This window comes from Streptomyces sp. NPDC053541 (assembly GCF_044544705.1).
Lineage (GTDB): Bacteria > Actinomycetota > Actinomycetes > Streptomycetales > Streptomycetaceae > Streptomyces.
Window position 1 is genome coordinate 239,800 of the sequence record NZ_JBITXM010000004.1, and the last position, 16,059, is coordinate 255,858.

Here is a 16,059-nt window from a genome sequence, read left to right on the forward strand (position 1 = left end):
GGACGTACCGTGGACGTACGGAGACCTGACCGACCCAGCTTCGACGGGAGAGGACGGTGCCGCCTTGGGCCGCAACGAGACAGGAGCGGAAGCGCTGCCGCCGCCGGGGTACGCCGAAGTCCGCATCGTCGCCGCCACCCCGGACGCCGCCCGGATGGTGGCGGACGTCCTCCGGCACTGCTTCGCCGGTGACGAGCAGCGCAGCTATCCCACCCCGGGCGGGGGCACCCGCCTCCACCTCACCGTCGACACCGCCCGCACCGCCGAACCGGCCCGGTCCTGGCTGGCCACCAGCAGGCCGCCGAGCGGCACCGGGTCACACTCCGAGGAACCCTGACCGGTCGGCCGGAGCCGGCGGCGCGCGTGGCGGCCCCTGCCCCCGCGGAGCATCCTGGAAGCCACACCGCGATACCGCCGGAACGGCACCGGCCCCGGTCGTCACCAGCGTCCACCCATCTGGAGGCCCCGGATGACTGTCGGACGGTACCGGACCAGCTGATCGACTGGGTCCACCGGCTGGACCAGGCCGACCGGGGCGTACGGGCCGTGGCACGCGACCTGTCCCACACGCTCCGGCGGGCCCGCGGCGAGACCACCACCGACGACGCCACCCTCGTCCTCATCGAATGGCGCGGACGCCGATGACGGACTCGGCGCGTCCGGCTCCGGCGCGGAGTACGTTGGAGGTACCGGGAGCACTTCGTACACCCGCTGTCACGCGGACGTCGTTCCCGGCGCTCACTAGGCCGGGGCGCCCGCAGGCGCCCCGGGGACGGGTCCCGGTCTCATGACCAGCACCACTGCTCCCACGCGCCAGGCCCGCCTGGCCCTCACCCCGAACACCGCCATGGCCGGCCTGCTGGACGGCGCCTGGTGGCCGTACTCACGCGATCTCGCCACCGAGCTGCTTCCCCTGGTGGAGGCGTTGCGGGACCGCTTCGGACGCGTCACGCGCCTCACCGCGAACCCGGCCTCCTGGCCTGTCGCCCCGCGCAAGGTCCCCGTCGGCGGCTACGCCGTGCACGTCGGCTGGTTCACCGACCAGGCCCCCGACACGATGATCCTGCTCTCCTACAGCCTCGGCCGCTGCGACCTGCTCGTCATCCCCCCGGAGACCGAACCCTCCTCCGCCGCGCGCCTGATGGCCGCCGCGTCCGCCCCGGGCAACGTCCACACCACCGGCACCCTGATGTCCGAGGAGCACGAGACCGGTCGTCTCCTGCGGGAGGCAGGGGCCCGTGAGGACGCCTGGGAGACGGACGGCGGCGCCGCCCGGCGGCCCCGGCCCCGCCCCCGCCCCGTCGTCGGGGCACGCATGATCTACCTGCCCCAGGGCATGCGGAGATGACACCTGCTGCAACCCGCCCTCCGATCCCGTGCCCCATCCGTGCCCTTGGTGGCGGTGAACAGCGGTCGAATCGGGTGCCCACCGAGCCGGTGGAAAGCCGGCACGAGGGGGCGTTTCCCCAGGTCAGGCGCTAGATGATCGAGACGGGCATCGGTGATTCCCAGGCTCATAGCGCGGGTTCGATTCCCGTCATCCGCTCGTGAACGAAGGCCCAGGTCAGCGACCTGGGGCTTCGTCGTCGGCGGGGCCTCACGGGGCCTCAGGTCGAGTAGGGGCGCTCGGTCATCGGCTGACGTGGCTGGGGTCGGTCGGGTAGTCGGGCAGGGTCACGGTGCTGCTGACCTTCTCACCCAGCTTGAGCATGCCGTTCAGGAGCAGGCGCCGGGACAGCAGGGTGTTGCGGAGGCGTATGCCGGTGGTGGTGGCGGGGGCGAGGAACTTGCCGGTGCGGTCGCCGCCTGCCTGGCAGCCCTCGGCGTACGTGCGGAGCCTGCGCTCGTAGCGGGCGAAGGCCGTCCGGTGATCGCCCTGGGCCCGTGCGAGTTCGCCGGCCAGGACGTACGCGGCGACCACTGCGGTTCCCGTGCCCATGCCGCCGATGGTGGCCCCGCAGGCGGCGTCGCCGACGAGGCACACGCGGCCCCGGAACCAGGTGTTCACGTCCGCTCGGCTGATCGAGTCGAAGTACAGCTCGGGGGCCTGGTGGAGGGAGTCCAGCAGGCGGGGGACCTCCCAGCCGAGGCCGGAGAACGCGTCCGCGATCAGCCGCTTCTGCTGTTCGGGGTCGTGGCGGTCGTACGACAGCTCCGTCGAGGCGAAGACGAAGAACGCCCCGGCCCGTGCCGGATCCCGGTGGTCGGCGCCGACGGAGGCCAGCCGCCCCGGCACGTTGTACCCGACCGAGCCCTTCCCGACTCCCAGCTCGTTGGGCAGCTGCCAGGTCGCGGCGTAGTAGCCGAGGTGGCTCACGTAGTCCTTCTCCGGTCCGAAGGCGAGGCGACGGACCTGGGAATGCAGCCCGTCGGCACCGATGACCAGGTCGAACTCGCGCGAGATGCCGCTGCGGAAGTCCGCCCGCACGCCGCAGGCGGTCTCGGTGAGGGCGGCGATCGAGTCGCCGAAGACGTACTCGGTGGAGGGCGCGCTGTGCTCGTGGAGCACTCGGGCCAGGTCACCGCGCAGCACCTCCATCTCACCGCCGGCGAACTCGGCCGGCAGGTCCAGCAGAGTGCGGCCGCGTTCGTCGACGAAGCGCATGGGGCTGCCGCCGGTCTGGATGCGGCGCAGTTCGGGAAGCAGACCCATGCGTTCCAGCACGGTCAGGTGCGCGTCTCCGCGGAAGTCGACGGCCTGACCGCCCTGGCGCAGGGCCGGGGCCAGTTCGACGACGGTGGGCCGGAAGCCGTGGCGGCCCAGCCAGTAGGCCAGGGCCGGGCCGGCGATGCTCGCGCCGGAGATGAGGACGTTCCTGTTCATGGGTTCCCTCCGCCCAAAAACTGTGTCCTGCGGACACTGATATTTACTGTGTACCGTAGACACAGTTGATGCGGCAAGGCAGGAAAGCTCAGGAGGGCGGCGGACATGGGTGGCGAACACGCCGAGGTGGCGCGACTGCTGTGGGGTCCGCACCCCAAGCCCGCGCGAGGCCCCAGGCCGACACTCGACCTGGACCGCATCGCGCGGGCCGGGACCGAGATCGCCGACGCGGAGGGACTGGCGGAGGTCTCCATGCAGCGGGTCGCCGCGCGACTGGGCGTGACCAAGATGGCGCTGTACCGGTACGTGCCGGGCAAGGCCGAGCTGGTCGCCCTGATGGTCGACGCCGCGATCGGTCCTTACCCGGCCGCGGAGGAACGGCGCGGCGGCTGGCGCGAGGAGTTGGAGGTCTGGGCCCGCCGGCTGTTCACCGTCTTCCGTCAGCACTCCTGGGCCCTGGATGCCACCGTCGGGCCGCGGATCATGGGGCCCGGAGAGTTGTCCTGGCTGGAGCGTGCCGTGTCAGCCCTGGACGGCACCGGTCTGAGCGGCGCGGAGCGGATGGACGCGGCCGTCCTGCTGGTCGGGCACGTACGCGGCATCACTCAGCAGGCCCGTGCGGCAGGCCCCTCGGGTGACCCCGAAGCCCAGCTGGGCACCGTCCTCGGCGCACTGCTGCAGACGCACGGCGAGCGGTTTCCCGCGCTCACCGCGGCCTTCGCGGAGGCCGCCCGGTCCGAGGGACAGGACCAGGCATGGGAGTTCGGCCTGCAGCGGATCCTGGACGGCCTGGCCACTCTCATCGACCAGCGTGCGCGGTGAGGACGGCCGAACCGCCCCCGTCAGCGTTCCGCGTCACCTCCCACGCGCGCTTCCGGGCGGAGCCGGGAGCGAGAGCGGGAGCGGGAGCGACGTCATTCGCCTGCTTCGAGGTCCGAACGCATCGCGTCCCGGAGCGCCTTTATAGCGCTGATCAACGCGTGGTAGGCCTCTTTGAGATCGGCACCCGTGGCGCCCTCTTCGATCTGGTTCCGTACATCCCGCAGCCGCCTGAGGGACTCGTCCGAGCGCTCGGCGACCACCGTGGTACCGGTGAGGGACACCTGGTACCGCAGCTCGTAGGCCCCGCCCTCGCGGAATGCCTCCCGGGCCCGCAGGGCCCGATCCTCGGCGACGAGAGACGATGACGCGATGTCCTTCAAGTGGTTCCTTGTCCGCATCAGTGCGGCCAAGTACTCGCCGTAAAGCTGACGTTTCACGTCCCGCTGCCTTGCCGTCTGATCACGCCGCCAACGGACACGATCGACGATCAAGGTCGAGCCGACGCCCACGAGCGCGCCAAGTGCCGTGCCGAGCAAGGGCCCCCAGTCCATGTCCTCAGCCTAGATCCCCGAAGCTCCCGCGCACCAGACTCGCCAAGTCCTGTGCGGAGCAGCGTGGTTGCCGTGCTTCAGCCCGGTGCCGCCACTCCGGAGCCGGCCTGTCCGCCACCGTCTCTCCGGGCTCGTAGCGGCCGGAGACCCCAGCCCGACGGGGCGGTGCGGCGTGATGTGCCACCGCCCCGTCAGGCTTCTCCTCCGCCACCCCGGACCCTGCCGGGGCACCGAGGGGCGGCGGCGGGTCAGGCTGTGGCGTAGTGGGCCAGGGAGGGCTCCAGCAGGTCGAAGGCGCTGTCGGCCTCCGCGATGACGGTGGCGGAGATGTGGGCGTTGTCCTGGCCGGCGAGGGTGAGTTCCTGGATGCGCTGGAACAGGGTGCGGTGCAGCGCGCCGAGGAGGGCGGCGGCGGCACGGGGGGCGATGGCGTCGCGGGGGGTGCCGGTGGCGTCGGCCAGGGCGTCGGCCAGGGCGGCTTCCCGCAGGTCGTGCAGGTCCCGCAGCCGTGCGGAGAGGGTGGGACTGTCGGCGATCATGCGGGCGAACTCGGGGCCGGAGAAACCGGCGACCGGGTCGGCGTTCGCGGCTGCGTCGACGAAGGCGCGGCGGAGGGCCGCGAGGGCGGACTCGCCGGGCTGACGGCCGGTCACCGTCTCGGCCAGGGAGGCGGCGAAGGCGTCCTGGTGGTCCAGGGCCAGGTCCTCCTTGCGCGGGAAGTAGTTGGTCACCGTCTTCTTCGCCACCCGCGCCGCCGCGGCGATCTCGGCGATGGTGGTCTGCTCGAACCCCTGGGCGAGGAACAGGCCGGTGGCGACGTCGGAGATGAGCTGCCGGGTCTCCTGCTTCTTGGATTCCCGCAGGCCGGGAGGCGGCGCGGGCACGGTTTCGTCGATAGTCATGGCGCAATCTTACACCCGTAGCACTTTTACGTTGACACCCCCGGCATGCTCGATGTAATTTTACGTCCGTAGCAAGTTCTGGGCCCGCACCCGCCCTGCACCACCAGCACCCACCAGCACCCGCCCTGCGCCCACCAGCGCCCACCAGCACCCAGGAGCAGCACCGTGCAGATCACCGCGTCCACCGTCTCGCTCACCGTCGACGACGTCGCCGCCTCCCAGCGGTTCTTCACCACCCACCTCGGCTACGCCGAGCAGGCCGCCGCCGACGGGTTCGCCTCCCTCACGCGCGACGACGCCGCGATGGACATCGTCCTGCTCGCCCGCGGCACCGAGGTGCTGCCGGCCGACCAGCGCGACCGGCACGCCTCCGGCCTGATCCTCGCCTTCACCAGCACCGGCATCGAGCACGAGGAGCAGCGACTGCGCGCCGAGGGCGTCGAAATCACCATGCCGCTGCGCGAGGAGGCCTGGGGCGAGCGCCTCTTCCAGGTCACCGACCCCAACGGCGTCATCGTCCAGTTCGTCGAGTGGGTCACCCCGTCCGACGCCCCGGACGCCTGAGCCCCCACCGAGCCCAACGCCGACCGCCCCCAACCTCAGCAAGGAGCACGCCTTGTCACCGGACCCGACCACCGTCCACCCGCTGCCCGCGCACGAACGCGTCGTGTTCCTCAAGCCCCTGGTCACCTCGCCGAACATCACGGTCGGCGCGTACACGTACTACGACGACCCGGACGGCGCCACGGAGTTCGAGCACCGCAACGTCCTCTACGCCTACGGGCCGGAGCGCCTGGTCATCGGCAAGTACTGCGCCATCGCCACGGGGACCACCTTCCTGATGGCCGGCGCCGAGCACCCCACCATGGGCGTGTCGACGTATCCGTTCACCATGTTCGGCGGCCGGTGGGCCGAGGAGACCCTGGACATCGTCACCGCCATGCCGAGCCGCGGCGACACGGTCGTCGGCAACGACGTCTGGTTCGGCTACCGGGCCACCGTCATGCCCGGCGTACGGATCGGCGACGGCGCCATCATCGCGGCCGGGGCGGTGGTGACCGCCGACGTCCCGCCGTACACGATCGTCGGCGGCAACCCGGCCCGCCCGATCCGGCAGCGCTACGACGACGCCGACATCGAGCGGCTGCAGCGCGCCGCCTGGTGGGACTGGCCCGCCGACCTGGTCACCGCGCACGCCCGCACCATCATGGCCGGCACCCCCGCCGACATCGAACGCATCGCCCGCACCGCCCGCACCGCCCGACGCTGACACCGGCCGCCGCACGGCGGCCGGAGAGGAGCATCCATGAAGTACGCACTGGTGATCTTCGAGACGGACGAGTCCCGCCGCCGGATCCGGGCCGACCGGGCCGCGTACCGCAAGGAGTACGAAGGCTGGATCGGCGGCCTCGTCGCGGCCGGGAAACTGGTCGGCGGCGACGCCCTGGAGACCGAGCGCACCGCCCCCGCGACCGTGCGCACCGCGGCCGACGGGACGACCACGGTGGCCGACGGGCCCGCGCACACCGGCGAGGAGACCCTCGGCGGCTGGTTCGTCGTCGAGGTCGCCGACCGCGCGGAAGCACTCGAACTGGCCAGGAGCCTGCCCACCCCGGAGACCGTCGAGGTCCGCCCCCTCCTCGAATCCGCCTGACCGGCCCGCCGGGAGCGCCGCGCCGAATCTGACTCCGCCGGATGAGAATTAAGCCGACGGCGCGGCGAAGGTTTTTGTCGCGCAAAAGGAGCCGAGATATTTCGAGCGTTTCCGGCGCGACATCGTGCTACTGTCGATTTCAGTTGCAGTTGTGGTTCCCGAACTTCAAGTGCGCCCGCCCGCCCTCAGGGCAGCGGGAGCGCTTTTTCATATCCGGACTCTCCGGTGGGGCAATCATCGCGGCGACGCGGCTTTCGCACGGTGCGGACGCCGATGAGCCTCAGAGGAGATACGACATGAGCACGGGTACCGTGAAGTGGTTCAACGCGGAAAAGGGCTTCGGCTTCATCGAGCAGGACGGCGGCGGCCCCGACGTCTTCGCCCACTACTCGAACATCGCCGCCCAGGGCTTCCGTGAGCTGCAGGAAGGCCAGAAGGTCAGCTTCGACATCGCGCAGGGCCAGAAGGGTCCGACGGCCGAGAACATCGTCACCGTCTGATTCCCGGCGCACGCGCCGTAGCTGGGGCCCGCATCCTTCGGGGTGCGGGCCCCAGCCGTATGCGCTCGACGGGTCGTTCCAGCGAATTCACCCCGGAAACCTCACGCGCGACGGCCTGGACCTCGTCTCCACGTCGCACCGCTCCACCGCTCCACCGCTCCACCGCCCCACCGCCGGCCGCACTCTTCGGCCCCTCCCGGCGGTGCGGCTTTCATGGCACGTGCGAAGCCGTCGGGAAAGACATCCGTTCTGCGCGTTCGCCGCGGACATTCCTTGATGCGCCTCGCGCCGAGGAAATTCCGCATGAAGAGCACACACCCGACCGGCGGGAACCCCGCACCGGGTCGCCCGAGCCGGCAACCACCCACGCCTCCCCGCAGGAGCCGCTTGTGACACCCACGCAGCCACAGCCCCCTCCCCCGTCCACCCCGTCCGCGGCCGACCCTCACGTCTGGGCGGACATGACCGTCGAAGTGGCCCTGGCGGTGATGAGCGGAGCCCGTGCCTCACGCCTGGTCATCCGGGACGGCGACGGACGCCGCACCGGCGTCGTCACCCGGGACCAGCTCGCCGGCTTCCGCGCCAGTCCCGCGTACACCGACCAGGTACGACTGAGCGAACTCCACCGCCCGGACACTCCGCACCGGTCCGGTCCGCCCCGCCCTTCACCCTGTGAGGTCGCATGCGCTGCGTGATCGCCCGCTTCCCGTTCGAGCTGACGAAGAACGGTGTCCTGGAAGCGATGAAGGGCGTCAAGCCCGAGCCGGTGTCCGGCGCGTTCGTGACCATCGGACGCCGCCACTACCCCGCCAAGCAGGTCGGGGCGGTCATCACCCGCCAGGACCGCCGTGACTTCGGCGTCGGCGAGGTCCTGCGCGCCATGACCAAGCTCGGCTTCGCCTGCGGCACCCGCACGGACGCCCCCTCGCCGGCGGCTTCTCCGGTCGCGCCCCCCGCGGCCTGACGACCGGCGGACGGGCGCACGCACGCCCGCAGGAGGGCCCGACCGGTGCGCACCGGTCGGGCCCTCCTCACGTCTGCGCCGCCCCGGCGGGCGCCCCGCCCGCCCGCCGGTGAACGATCCCTTCGCCCACTCCTCCGGCCGTCACGGCACCGACACCGGTGCCGCGGATGGCAGCATTACCCTCGGTGAACGTGCCGGACCGCCGCCACGGGCCACCGGAAGGTTCGACGGAGAGGTGAGAATGACAGCAGACGATCCGCTCGGCCGTCTCGACGACGACGACTACCCCGCCTACACGATGGGGCGGGCCGCCGAGATGATCGGTACGACGCCCGGGTTCCTCCGCGCCCTGGGAGAGGCCCGGCTGATCACCCCGCTGCGCTCCGAGGGCGGCCACCGGCGTTACTCCCGCTACCAGCTGCGCATCGCCGCCCGTGCCCGGGAACTCGTCGACCAGGGCACCCCCATCGAGGCCGCCTGCCGCATCATCGCCCTCGAGGACCAGCTCCAGGAAGCCCAGCGCATCAACGAGGAGTACCGCCGGGCGGCGGACGACTCCCGTCCCCCCGAGACCGACTGACCCCGCGCCCCCGGGCCTGCCGCGCGGACGGGGAAACCGGACGCGGAAACCATCTGTCCTCCGTGCGCGTGTACTCCCCCAAGCGGGAAGGCTCCTGGCGACGCGAAGGGGGACAGCATGGGCAACCGTACGGCGCTCGCGGAGCGGATCGCCGGGGTGCGGGGCGGGCAGGGCGATGCCAGGGACATGGTGGGCGAGTTGCGGCGGGCGCTGGTGCTCGTACCGATCGACTCGGGCGGGCTGTGGACGGCGGAGCTCGGCGGAGTGCGCTGGATCTGCGCCTTCACCGACGAGGCGGCGCTCGCCCGGTTCACCCGCGCCCGGGAGACCGCGCGGAACGGCGACACCGCGCGGAACGGCGACACCGCGGGGCACGGCGAAACCGGACGCGAGTGGGAGTACTCGGTGCTGCGCGGGGCACGGCTGCTCGACGAGATCGTTCCCGCCATGGGCGTTCCCGCCGGTGTGGCGGTGGACATCGCCGATCCCGACGGGGCGATGTTCTTCCCGCCGGTCGCCGGCATCGTGCCCGACTCCGTCGCCGTCGACGTAGCCGTCGATGGCGCTGTCGGTGGCGCCGGCGACGCCCCGGTACGGGACGGGGGTGTCCGGTGAGCGGCGGCCCCGAGGACCTGCACCTCTCCCCCGAGACCGTCAAGCTGCTCACCGAGGGCATCCGCTCGGCCACCGAGGAGCTGCGGGAGATCGGCACGGGCACGGGAGCCGTGCTCGGCAAGGGGCTCTCGGACCTGTCGCTGACGGGCATGGAGGCCGGGCACCACGGACTGGCGACGGACTTCGAGGACTACTGCGAGCGCTGGGAGTGGGGCGTACGGGCGCTCCTCCAGGACGCCAACACCCTCGCGGCGGCGCTGGGCCTCGCCGCCGGGCTCGTGTGGGAGGAGGACCAGTACATCGACGGCACGTTCAAGATCGCGGTGAACTCCGCCGTCGGCAACCCCCACGCCTCCGAGGCGGACGTCGTCAAACAGAGCTGGGGCGACGTCCTCACCCCCGACTACCTGAACCCCGACTGGAGCGCCGAGTCCTTCGAACGCGCCGGGGACGACATCACCCAGACGTGGAAGGACACCGGCCGTGCCGTCCTGACCGAGGGCAACGGCGGACGCCAGTCGCGGATCCTCAACGAGCTCCTCGGCGTGGACCAGGACGCCTTCGACCGCGCCGTCGACGAGACCTACGGCCCGTCCCCCGAGGAAAGGGCGGCCCGGCAGCAGAGTGACGGGGGGAACTGACGGTGGGCATCGGGGACTTCATCAGCGACATCACGCCCGACTCCGTCGAGAAGGTGGTCGAGGACGGCGTCGAGTGGGTCGGCAACCGGGTCGAGGACGCCGGCAACTGGACCGCCGACCGGCTGGAGGACGTGGGCTGGGACTCCGGAGCCGACTGGGTGCGCGAGCAGTCCCGTTCGGTGGCCAACCGGATGGGCGCCGAGGTCGACGAGATGGACCTCGGGCAGACCGAGGACAAGACCAAGCTGATCTACGGCAGCGTCTCCGAGCTGCGCTCCACCGCCTCCCATCTCCAGGACCTGCAGTCCTCGTTCGACAAGGTGGGCAAGGGGCTCAAGGGCCTGGACCCGTCCGCGCTCAAGGGCGCGGCGGCGGACGCGTTCCGGGAGAAGGTGGCCGTCGAGCCGGCCAAGTGGTTCAAGGGCGCCGACGCCTTCGGGAAGGCCGCCACCGCCCTCGCGAACTTCGCCTCGACGGTGGAGTGGGCGCAGGGGCAGGCCCAGGCCGCCATCGACAAGTGGAAGCAGGGCACGAAGGCGTCCGAGGACGCGGCGGACGCCCACCTCAAGAAGGTCGAGGCCTACCGGACCGCCGCCGAGCGGTACAACGCGCAGCCCGCCGACCAGCGCGACCCCGCCTCCCTGCCGCCCAGGCCCGGGGCCTTCGTCGACCCCGGAAAGGCGCTGATGGAGGAGGCGCAGGAGATCCTCGCCGAGGCCCGCAAGCAGCGCAACAGCGCGGCGGAGACCGCCCGTTCCGCGGTGCGGGCCGCCCGGGACGAGGCTCCGCCGAAGCCCTCGTACGCCGAACAGGCCCTGGACGGCCTCGCCGAACTGGAGGTGATGAAGACCCACTTCGGCGGCGGCATCGTCAAGGGCACGGCGGGGCTGCTCAGTTTCGTGCGGAGCGTCAACCCCACCGACCCGTACAACATCACCCACCCCGCCGAGTACGCCACCCAGCTCAACAGCCTCGCCGCCGGCCTCGTCCAGGTCGCCAACGACCCGTGGGGCGCGGGCAAGCAGATGCTGGACAACTTCATGAAGGACCCCGCGGAGGGCTTCGGGCGGCTCGTCCCCGACCTGGTGCTGACCGCCGCGACGGGCGGTGGCGGCGCGGCGGTGAAGGGGGTGCGGGTCGCGGCGGAGGCCGCCGACCTGGCCGCCGACGCCAACCGGGCGCGCCGGCTGCTCGACGACGCCCCGAACGGCACGCACAACCGGCCCGACGCCCACCGGCCCGTCGGCGAGACCGACCCGGTGGACCTCGCCTCGGGGCGGATGTTCCTGCCGCAGACCGACGTGGTGCTGCCCGGCACGCTGCCGCTGGCCGTCACCCGGCGCACCGAGTCCGGCTACACCGCCGGACGCTTCTTCGGCCCCTCCTGGTCCTCCACCGTGGACGAGCGCCTGGAGATCGACGCCCGCGGCGTCGTCCACGTCACCGACGACGGGCTGCTGCTCAGCCACCCGCACCCGGTGCCCGGCGTCCCCACCCTTCCCGAGTCCGGCGTGCGGCGCGGCCTGCTCGCCCGCGACGAACACGGCGACTACACCCTCACCGACCCCGACACCGGGCTGACCCGCCACTTCGCCGCCCCGGCCGGCACCGAGCCGGGCGGCGACGGGGTGGCCTGGCTGGTCCGCACCGCCGACCGGGGCGAACGGCACACCGTCGGCATCGAGCGCGCGGAGGACGGCACCCCGCTCGCCCTCGTCCACTCGGGCGGCTACCACGTGGCCGTCGACACCGCGGACGGCCGGGTGACCCGGCTGTCCCTGCGACTGCCCGACGGCACCGCCCGGGACCTCAAGCGCTACGCCTACACCGACGGCGACCTGACCGCCGTCACCAAGCCGTCCGGCGCCACCCTGACCTTCGTCTACGACGAACGGCACCGGGTGATCGCGTGGATCGACTCCAACGGCAGCCGCTACGACTACGCCTACGACGAGCAGGACCGGGTCATCGGCGAGGGCGGCGAGGCCGGCCACCTCCAGCTCACCCTCGCGTACGGCGCCCCCGACCCGGCCACCGGCCACCGGACCACCACCCTCACCACCGCCGACGGCCGCGTCACCCGTCACCTGATCGACGGCGCGTGCCGCGTCCTGGCGACCACCGACCCGCTCGGCCACACCACCCGCTTCACCCACGACGCGCACGGCAACCTGCTGACGCGGACGGACGCGCTGGGCCGCACGACCTCGTACACCTACGACGAGGCCGGCCGGCTCCTCACGGTCCTGCGGCCGGACGGCGGCCGGGTCGCCGTCGAGCGCGACGAGCACGGGCTCCCCCGGGTGTTCACGGACGCCGACGGCACCCGCGTCCAGCAGGAGTACGACGCCCACGGCAACCTGGTCGCCGTCACCGACGCCGCCGGTCACACCACCCGCTACCGCTACGACGCACACGGCCACCCGGTCTCCCGCACCGACGAGTCCGGCGCGGTCACGACGTACCGCAGCGACGCGGCCGGTCTGCCGCTGGAGGTCACCGACCCGGTCGGCGGGACCACGCGCTACGAGCGCGACGCCTTCGGCCGCCTCGTCCGCCTCACGAACCCCCTCGGCGCGGTCACCGCCCTCGACTGGACGCCCGACGGGCAGCTCTCCCGGCGCGTCCACCCGGACGGCACCACCGAGACCTGGACGTACGACGGCGAGGGCAACTGCACCTCCCACACCGACCGGGCCGGCCTCACCAGCCGGTTCGAGTACACCCACTTCGACCTGCTCTCCGCCCGCACCGGCCCCGACGGCGCGCGCCACACCTTCGAGCACGACGCCTCGCTGCGCCTGACCACGGTCACCGGACCGCGGGGGCTGACCTGGTCGTACACCTACGACCGGGCGGGCCGCACGGTCGCCGAGACGGACTTCGACGGACGAACCCTCCGCTACACGCTGGACGCCGCCGGAGAGGTGATCGCCCGGACCAACGCGGCCGGGGAGACCGTCCGCTACGAGCGGGACGCGCTCGGTCGGGTCGTCCGCAAGGAGGCGGCCGGCCACGTGACCACCTACGCCTACGACGGCGTCGGACGACTCGTGCACGCGGCGGGACCGGACGGCGAGCTGGTGCGGCAGTACGGCCGCCGTGGCGAGCTGAAGGCGGAGATCGTGGACGGGCGGCTGCTCGCCTTCGCCCACGACGCCGCCGGGCGCCGCTCCCGCCGCACCACTCCCACCGGGCACACGACCACCTACCGCTACGACGCCGCCGGACGTCTCGCCACCCTCACCAGCGGAACGCGCCGCATCGGCTTCGCCCGCGACGCGGCGGGCCGGGAGGTCCGCCAGGAGGTCGGCGACGCCCTGACGCTGGCGTCCACCTGGGACGAGAACGGACGGCTGACCGGCCGGCACCTCACCGCGGGCGCCCGCACCGTCAGCCGCCGCGGCTACGCCTACCGCGCGGACGGCCACCTCACCGCCCTCGACGACAGCCTGCGCGGCTCCTTCCGCTACGAGCTCGACGGCGCGGGCCGCGTCACCACCGTGTCGGCCCCCGGCTGGACGGAGACGTACGCCTACGACGAGGCCGGCGAGCAGACCGGGGCGTCCTGGCCCCGGGAACACGCCGGACACGAGGCGACCGGCCCGCGTGCCTACGCCGGCACGGACCTCACCCGGGCCGGAGCCGTGCGCTTCGAGCACGACGACGCCGGCCGGGTCACCGTGCGCCGCAAGACCCGGCTGTCCCGCAAGGCCGACACCTGGCGCTACAGCTGGGACGCCGAGGACCGGCTCACCGCCGTCACCACCCCCGACGGCACCCGGTGGCGCTACCGCTACGACCCGCTGGGCCGGCGCACCGCGAAGCAGCGCCTGGGCGAGGACGGGGAGACGGTCGTCGAGGAGGTGCGCTTCACCTGGGACGGCTGGACCCTGTGCGAACAGACCGGCACCGCTTCCGGATTCGCCCGGCCCGTCGCCCTGACGTGGGACCACCACGGAATCCGGCCGCTGGCCCAGACGGAACGCGTGCTCACCGACGAGACCTCGCAGGAGGTCTTCGACGAGCGCTTCTTCGCCATCGCCACCGACCTCGTCGGCACCCCGACCGAACTCGTCGACGAGACGGGCGGGATCGCCTGGCTCACCCGCTCGACGCTCTGGGGCACCACCGCCTGGTCCAGGAACAGCACCGCGTACACCCCGCTGCGCTTCCCGGGGCAGTACTACGACACCGAGACCGGCCTGCACTACAACCTGCACCGGCACTACGACCCCGAGACCGCCCGCTATCTCACCCAGGACCCGCTCGGCCTCGCGCCCGGCCCCAACCCCTCGGCCTACGTGCACAACCCGCACACCTGGGCCGACCCGCTGGGCCTCGCTCCCTACGAGCCGCTGCGCGAGGGGTACACCTCGTCACCGGCGTTCGAGAAGGACCCCTACCACCCGGACGTCGTCGAGCAGCGCATCAAGGAGGACCGCGAGCGCTACGGCATCAAGGACCCCGCCGACCGGGGCATGATCGGCGCGAACGGACCCCAGATCACCAGCAAGACGCTGTGGAACCATGGGCCCTACCGGATCGACGTGGAGAACCCCAACCCCGGCCAGCGCCCAGGGCAGCTGCACTTCCAGGACCAGAGCAACAAGGGGGCGAAGTACCAGTTCGACTTCGAGACCGGGAAGTTCGAGGGGCTCCCGCGAAGCATCGAGAAGGCCGTCGGCAACAACCCCGGATTCATCGCGGGCATCAGGAAGGGTCTCGCCGCACTCGGCGAAGGGTAGACGTGCGCACCAACCAGTGGATGAGGAAGCTCCTGGCGGACGCGGACCTGACCGGTCTGTCCTCTTCGGACATCCCGCCGATGTTCCAGGAGGTCGTGGAGCGGGGCTGGTCGGTGACGGGGAGCGGCGCGCGGGTGCTGACCGATCTCCTCCCGGACCCGGCCGGGCCCCACTTCGACCGCCTGGCCGAGGAGACCACGGTCAACGGCCGCGGGATGACGGACTACGACCTCCCGACCGAGCCCGCCGCCGCGGACGAGCGAGCCACCGTGCTGCTGCGCCGCTGCCTCGCGTACGCGGATGCCTGTCTGCGGACCGCGCAGGAGCATTTCGGTGACGACGAGGTGCGGGCGTACGTGTCGCTCTCCCTGGGCGGGCTCGACGACGATCTCCTGACCGCCCAGGTCACGTTCTGCACGCCGCTGCCGGACGCCCCGCCCTACATCGCCGACCTGGAGCAGGTGCGGGACGCGGCGGTGGCGGAGCTCTCCGTCAGCGACCGCCCGGGCCGTGGTCCGGGCTGGGGGTCGTGACCACTCCGCCCGGCACCGCCGACGAGGACAGCCACGCCGCCGGGCTGCGGGAGCGGTGGACCCGGCCGGAGAACGCCGCGTTCCTGACCGCGCTCTGGTCCGTCCTGACCGGCGGGGCCGGCGGGGCCGGCGGGGCCGGCGACTGGCGTGCGATGGTGCGGACGTGGACGGGGCCGTGGGGCACCGAGAACGACCTCGGCGGCATCCCGCTCGCGGGAGCGAACCTCTCGGGCGTGGACCTGACCGGCGTCTACCTCGGTCACGCCGACCTGCGGGGCGCCGTCCTCGCCCGGTGCGACCTCACGGGCGCCTCGCTGACCGGCGCCGATCTGCGCGAGGCCACCCTGACGGGCGCCACGCTCACCGAGGCGAACGCCGGCCTCTGCGACCTCGGCGGCGCCGACCTGACCGGCGCCCGCGCCGACGGCACCCTTCTCTCCCGCGCCCGGCTGGCCGGCGCCGTCGCCCGCGGGGCCTCCCTGCGCGGTGCGCGACTCGTCGGCGCCGACCTCACCGGCACGGACCTCTCCGACGCCGACCTGACGGACGCGGTCCTGGTCGCGGCCCGCCTGGACGGCGCGGTGCTGACCGGCGCCCGGGTGCCGCGCCGAGGCCTGCCTGCGGACCGCGCAGGACCCTTTCGGTGACGCCGAGGTGCGGGCGCACGTGTCGCTCTCCCTGGGCGGACTGGACGACGATCTCCTGACCACCGGGGTCACGTTCCG

Annotated in this window: 17 protein-coding genes and 1 pseudogene; 15 read left to right on the top strand and 3 right to left on the bottom strand. The window is 72.6% G+C overall.

Features of this window, described 5'->3' with window-relative positions; genetic code table 11:
• The first annotated feature begins 64 nt into the window (after positions 1–64).
• The 3 genes and pseudogenes from ACIGW2_RS11645 (at position 65) to ACIGW2_RS11655 (ending at position 1,348) form a co-directional block, all read left to right on the top strand.
• Entirely contained in the window at positions 65–337 is a 273-nt protein-coding gene (locus ACIGW2_RS11645) for a hypothetical protein (RefSeq protein ID WP_391654132.1), read from the top strand.
• A gap of 152 nt (positions 338–489) precedes the next feature.
• A pseudogene (locus ACIGW2_RS11650) lies at positions 490–645 on the top strand (serine/threonine-protein phosphatase); the annotation flags it as partial.
• Positions 646–787: 142 nt separating this feature from the next.
• The gene (locus ACIGW2_RS11655) at positions 788–1,348 is read left to right on the top strand and encodes a DUF5994 family protein (RefSeq protein WP_391654130.1); all 561 of its coding nucleotides are present in this window, start codon (positions 788–790) and stop codon (positions 1,346–1,348) included.
• Positions 1,349–1,630: 282 nt separating this feature from the next.
• On the opposite strand, the gene ACIGW2_RS11660 is transcribed toward ACIGW2_RS11655, so the two are convergent.
• Positions 1,631–2,824: an FAD-dependent monooxygenase gene (locus ACIGW2_RS11660; protein WP_399842998.1), complete on the bottom strand. Its 1,194-nt coding sequence runs from the start codon at positions 2,822–2,824 to the stop codon at positions 1,631–1,633.
• 105 nt (positions 2,825–2,929) lie between these two features.
• On the opposite strand from ACIGW2_RS11660, the gene ACIGW2_RS11665 reads away from it, so the two are divergent.
• Positions 2,930–3,646: a TetR/AcrR family transcriptional regulator gene (locus ACIGW2_RS11665; protein ID WP_399843001.1), complete on the top strand. Its 717-nt coding sequence runs from the start codon at positions 2,930–2,932 to the stop codon at positions 3,644–3,646.
• Between the two features lie 92 nt (positions 3,647–3,738).
• Here the strand turns inward: ACIGW2_RS11665 and ACIGW2_RS11670 are convergent, their stop codons facing one another.
• Both ACIGW2_RS11670 and ACIGW2_RS11675 read right to left on the bottom strand, forming a co-directional pair.
• A complete protein-coding gene (locus ACIGW2_RS11670; protein WP_391654126.1) occupies positions 3,739–4,197 on the bottom strand; it encodes a hypothetical protein in 459 nt (152 codons plus the stop codon).
• A gap of 248 nt (positions 4,198–4,445) precedes the next feature.
• On the bottom strand, positions 4,446–5,099 hold the full coding sequence (locus ACIGW2_RS11675) for a TetR/AcrR family transcriptional regulator (protein WP_399843005.1): 654 nt from the start codon (positions 5,097–5,099) through the stop codon (positions 4,446–4,448).
• Between the two features lie 165 nt (positions 5,100–5,264).
• On the opposite strand from ACIGW2_RS11675, the gene ACIGW2_RS11680 reads away from it, so the two are divergent.
• The 11 genes from ACIGW2_RS11680 to ACIGW2_RS11730 all read left to right on the top strand — a co-directional run bounded on the left by ACIGW2_RS11680 (position 5,265) and on the right by ACIGW2_RS11730 (position 15,981).
• Positions 5,265–5,663, top strand: coding sequence for a VOC family protein (locus tag ACIGW2_RS11680; RefSeq protein ID WP_391654124.1), 399 nt, complete (start codon positions 5,265–5,267; stop codon positions 5,661–5,663).
• A 52-nt stretch (positions 5,664–5,715) separates the two neighbouring features.
• On the top strand, positions 5,716–6,369 hold the full coding sequence (locus ACIGW2_RS11685) for a CatB-related O-acetyltransferase (RefSeq protein WP_399843009.1): 654 nt from the start codon (positions 5,716–5,718) through the stop codon (positions 6,367–6,369).
• Positions 6,370–6,405: 36 nt separating this feature from the next.
• Complete coding sequence (locus ACIGW2_RS11690; RefSeq protein ID WP_391654122.1) at positions 6,406–6,753, top strand: YciI family protein; 348 nt, start codon at positions 6,406–6,408, stop codon at positions 6,751–6,753.
• Positions 6,754–7,049: 296 nt separating this feature from the next.
• Complete coding sequence (locus ACIGW2_RS11695; RefSeq protein ID WP_356063473.1) at positions 7,050–7,253, top strand: cold-shock protein; 204 nt, start codon at positions 7,050–7,052, stop codon at positions 7,251–7,253.
• Between the two features lie 682 nt (positions 7,254–7,935).
• Complete coding sequence (locus tag ACIGW2_RS11700; protein WP_391654120.1) at positions 7,936–8,217, top strand: SCO5918 family protein; 282 nt, start codon at positions 7,936–7,938, stop codon at positions 8,215–8,217.
• A 241-nt stretch (positions 8,218–8,458) separates the two neighbouring features.
• Positions 8,459–8,797 (top strand): MerR family transcriptional regulator, encoded by a 339-nt coding sequence (locus ACIGW2_RS11705; RefSeq protein ID WP_356063481.1) that lies wholly within the window; start codon positions 8,459–8,461, stop codon positions 8,795–8,797.
• A 117-nt stretch (positions 8,798–8,914) separates the two neighbouring features.
• Entirely contained in the window at positions 8,915–9,412 is a 498-nt protein-coding gene (locus tag ACIGW2_RS11710) for a hypothetical protein (protein ID WP_399843014.1), read from the top strand.
• Entirely contained in the window at positions 9,409–10,053 is a 645-nt protein-coding gene (locus ACIGW2_RS11715) for a hypothetical protein (protein ID WP_361584739.1), read from the top strand. The genes ACIGW2_RS11710 and ACIGW2_RS11715 overlap by 4 nt, the downstream gene beginning before the upstream one ends.
• A gap of 2 nt (positions 10,054–10,055) precedes the next feature.
• On the top strand, positions 10,056–14,801 hold the full coding sequence (locus ACIGW2_RS11720) for a putative T7SS-secreted protein (protein WP_399843017.1): 4,746 nt from the start codon (positions 10,056–10,058) through the stop codon (positions 14,799–14,801).
• Positions 14,802–14,821: 20 nt separating this feature from the next.
• Positions 14,822–15,334: a hypothetical protein gene (locus ACIGW2_RS11725; protein ID WP_391654116.1), complete on the top strand. Its 513-nt coding sequence runs from the start codon at positions 14,822–14,824 to the stop codon at positions 15,332–15,334.
• Positions 15,331–15,981, top strand: coding sequence for a pentapeptide repeat-containing protein (locus tag ACIGW2_RS11730; RefSeq protein ID WP_399843020.1), 651 nt, complete (start codon positions 15,331–15,333; stop codon positions 15,979–15,981). The genes ACIGW2_RS11725 and ACIGW2_RS11730 overlap by 4 nt, the downstream gene beginning before the upstream one ends.
• Positions 15,982–16,059 lie beyond the last annotated feature (78 nt).

Coding starts and splice junctions, on each gene's coding strand:
- ACIGW2_RS11705 (WP_356063481.1), top strand. CDS start 8,459: ATGACAGCAGACGATCCGCTCGGCCGTCTCGACGACGACGACTACCCC.
- ACIGW2_RS11675 (WP_399843005.1), bottom strand. CDS start 5,099: ATGACTATCGACGAAACCGTGCCCGCGCCGCCTCCCGGCCTGCGGGAA.
- ACIGW2_RS11660 (WP_399842998.1), bottom strand. CDS start 2,824: ATGAACAGGAACGTCCTCATCTCCGGCGCGAGCATCGCCGGCCCGGCC.
- ACIGW2_RS11655 (WP_391654130.1), top strand. CDS start 788: ATGACCAGCACCACTGCTCCCACGCGCCAGGCCCGCCTGGCCCTCACC.
- ACIGW2_RS11725 (WP_391654116.1), top strand. CDS start 14,822: ATGAGGAAGCTCCTGGCGGACGCGGACCTGACCGGTCTGTCCTCTTCG.
- ACIGW2_RS11700 (WP_391654120.1), top strand. CDS start 7,936: ATGCGCTGCGTGATCGCCCGCTTCCCGTTCGAGCTGACGAAGAACGGT.
- ACIGW2_RS11690 (WP_391654122.1), top strand. CDS start 6,406: ATGAAGTACGCACTGGTGATCTTCGAGACGGACGAGTCCCGCCGCCGG.
- ACIGW2_RS11695 (WP_356063473.1), top strand. CDS start 7,050: ATGAGCACGGGTACCGTGAAGTGGTTCAACGCGGAAAAGGGCTTCGGC.
- ACIGW2_RS11665 (WP_399843001.1), top strand. CDS start 2,930: ATGGGTGGCGAACACGCCGAGGTGGCGCGACTGCTGTGGGGTCCGCAC.
- ACIGW2_RS11670 (WP_391654126.1), bottom strand. CDS start 4,197: ATGGACTGGGGGCCCTTGCTCGGCACGGCACTTGGCGCGCTCGTGGGC.
- ACIGW2_RS11710 (WP_399843014.1), top strand. CDS start 8,915: ATGGGCAACCGTACGGCGCTCGCGGAGCGGATCGCCGGGGTGCGGGGC.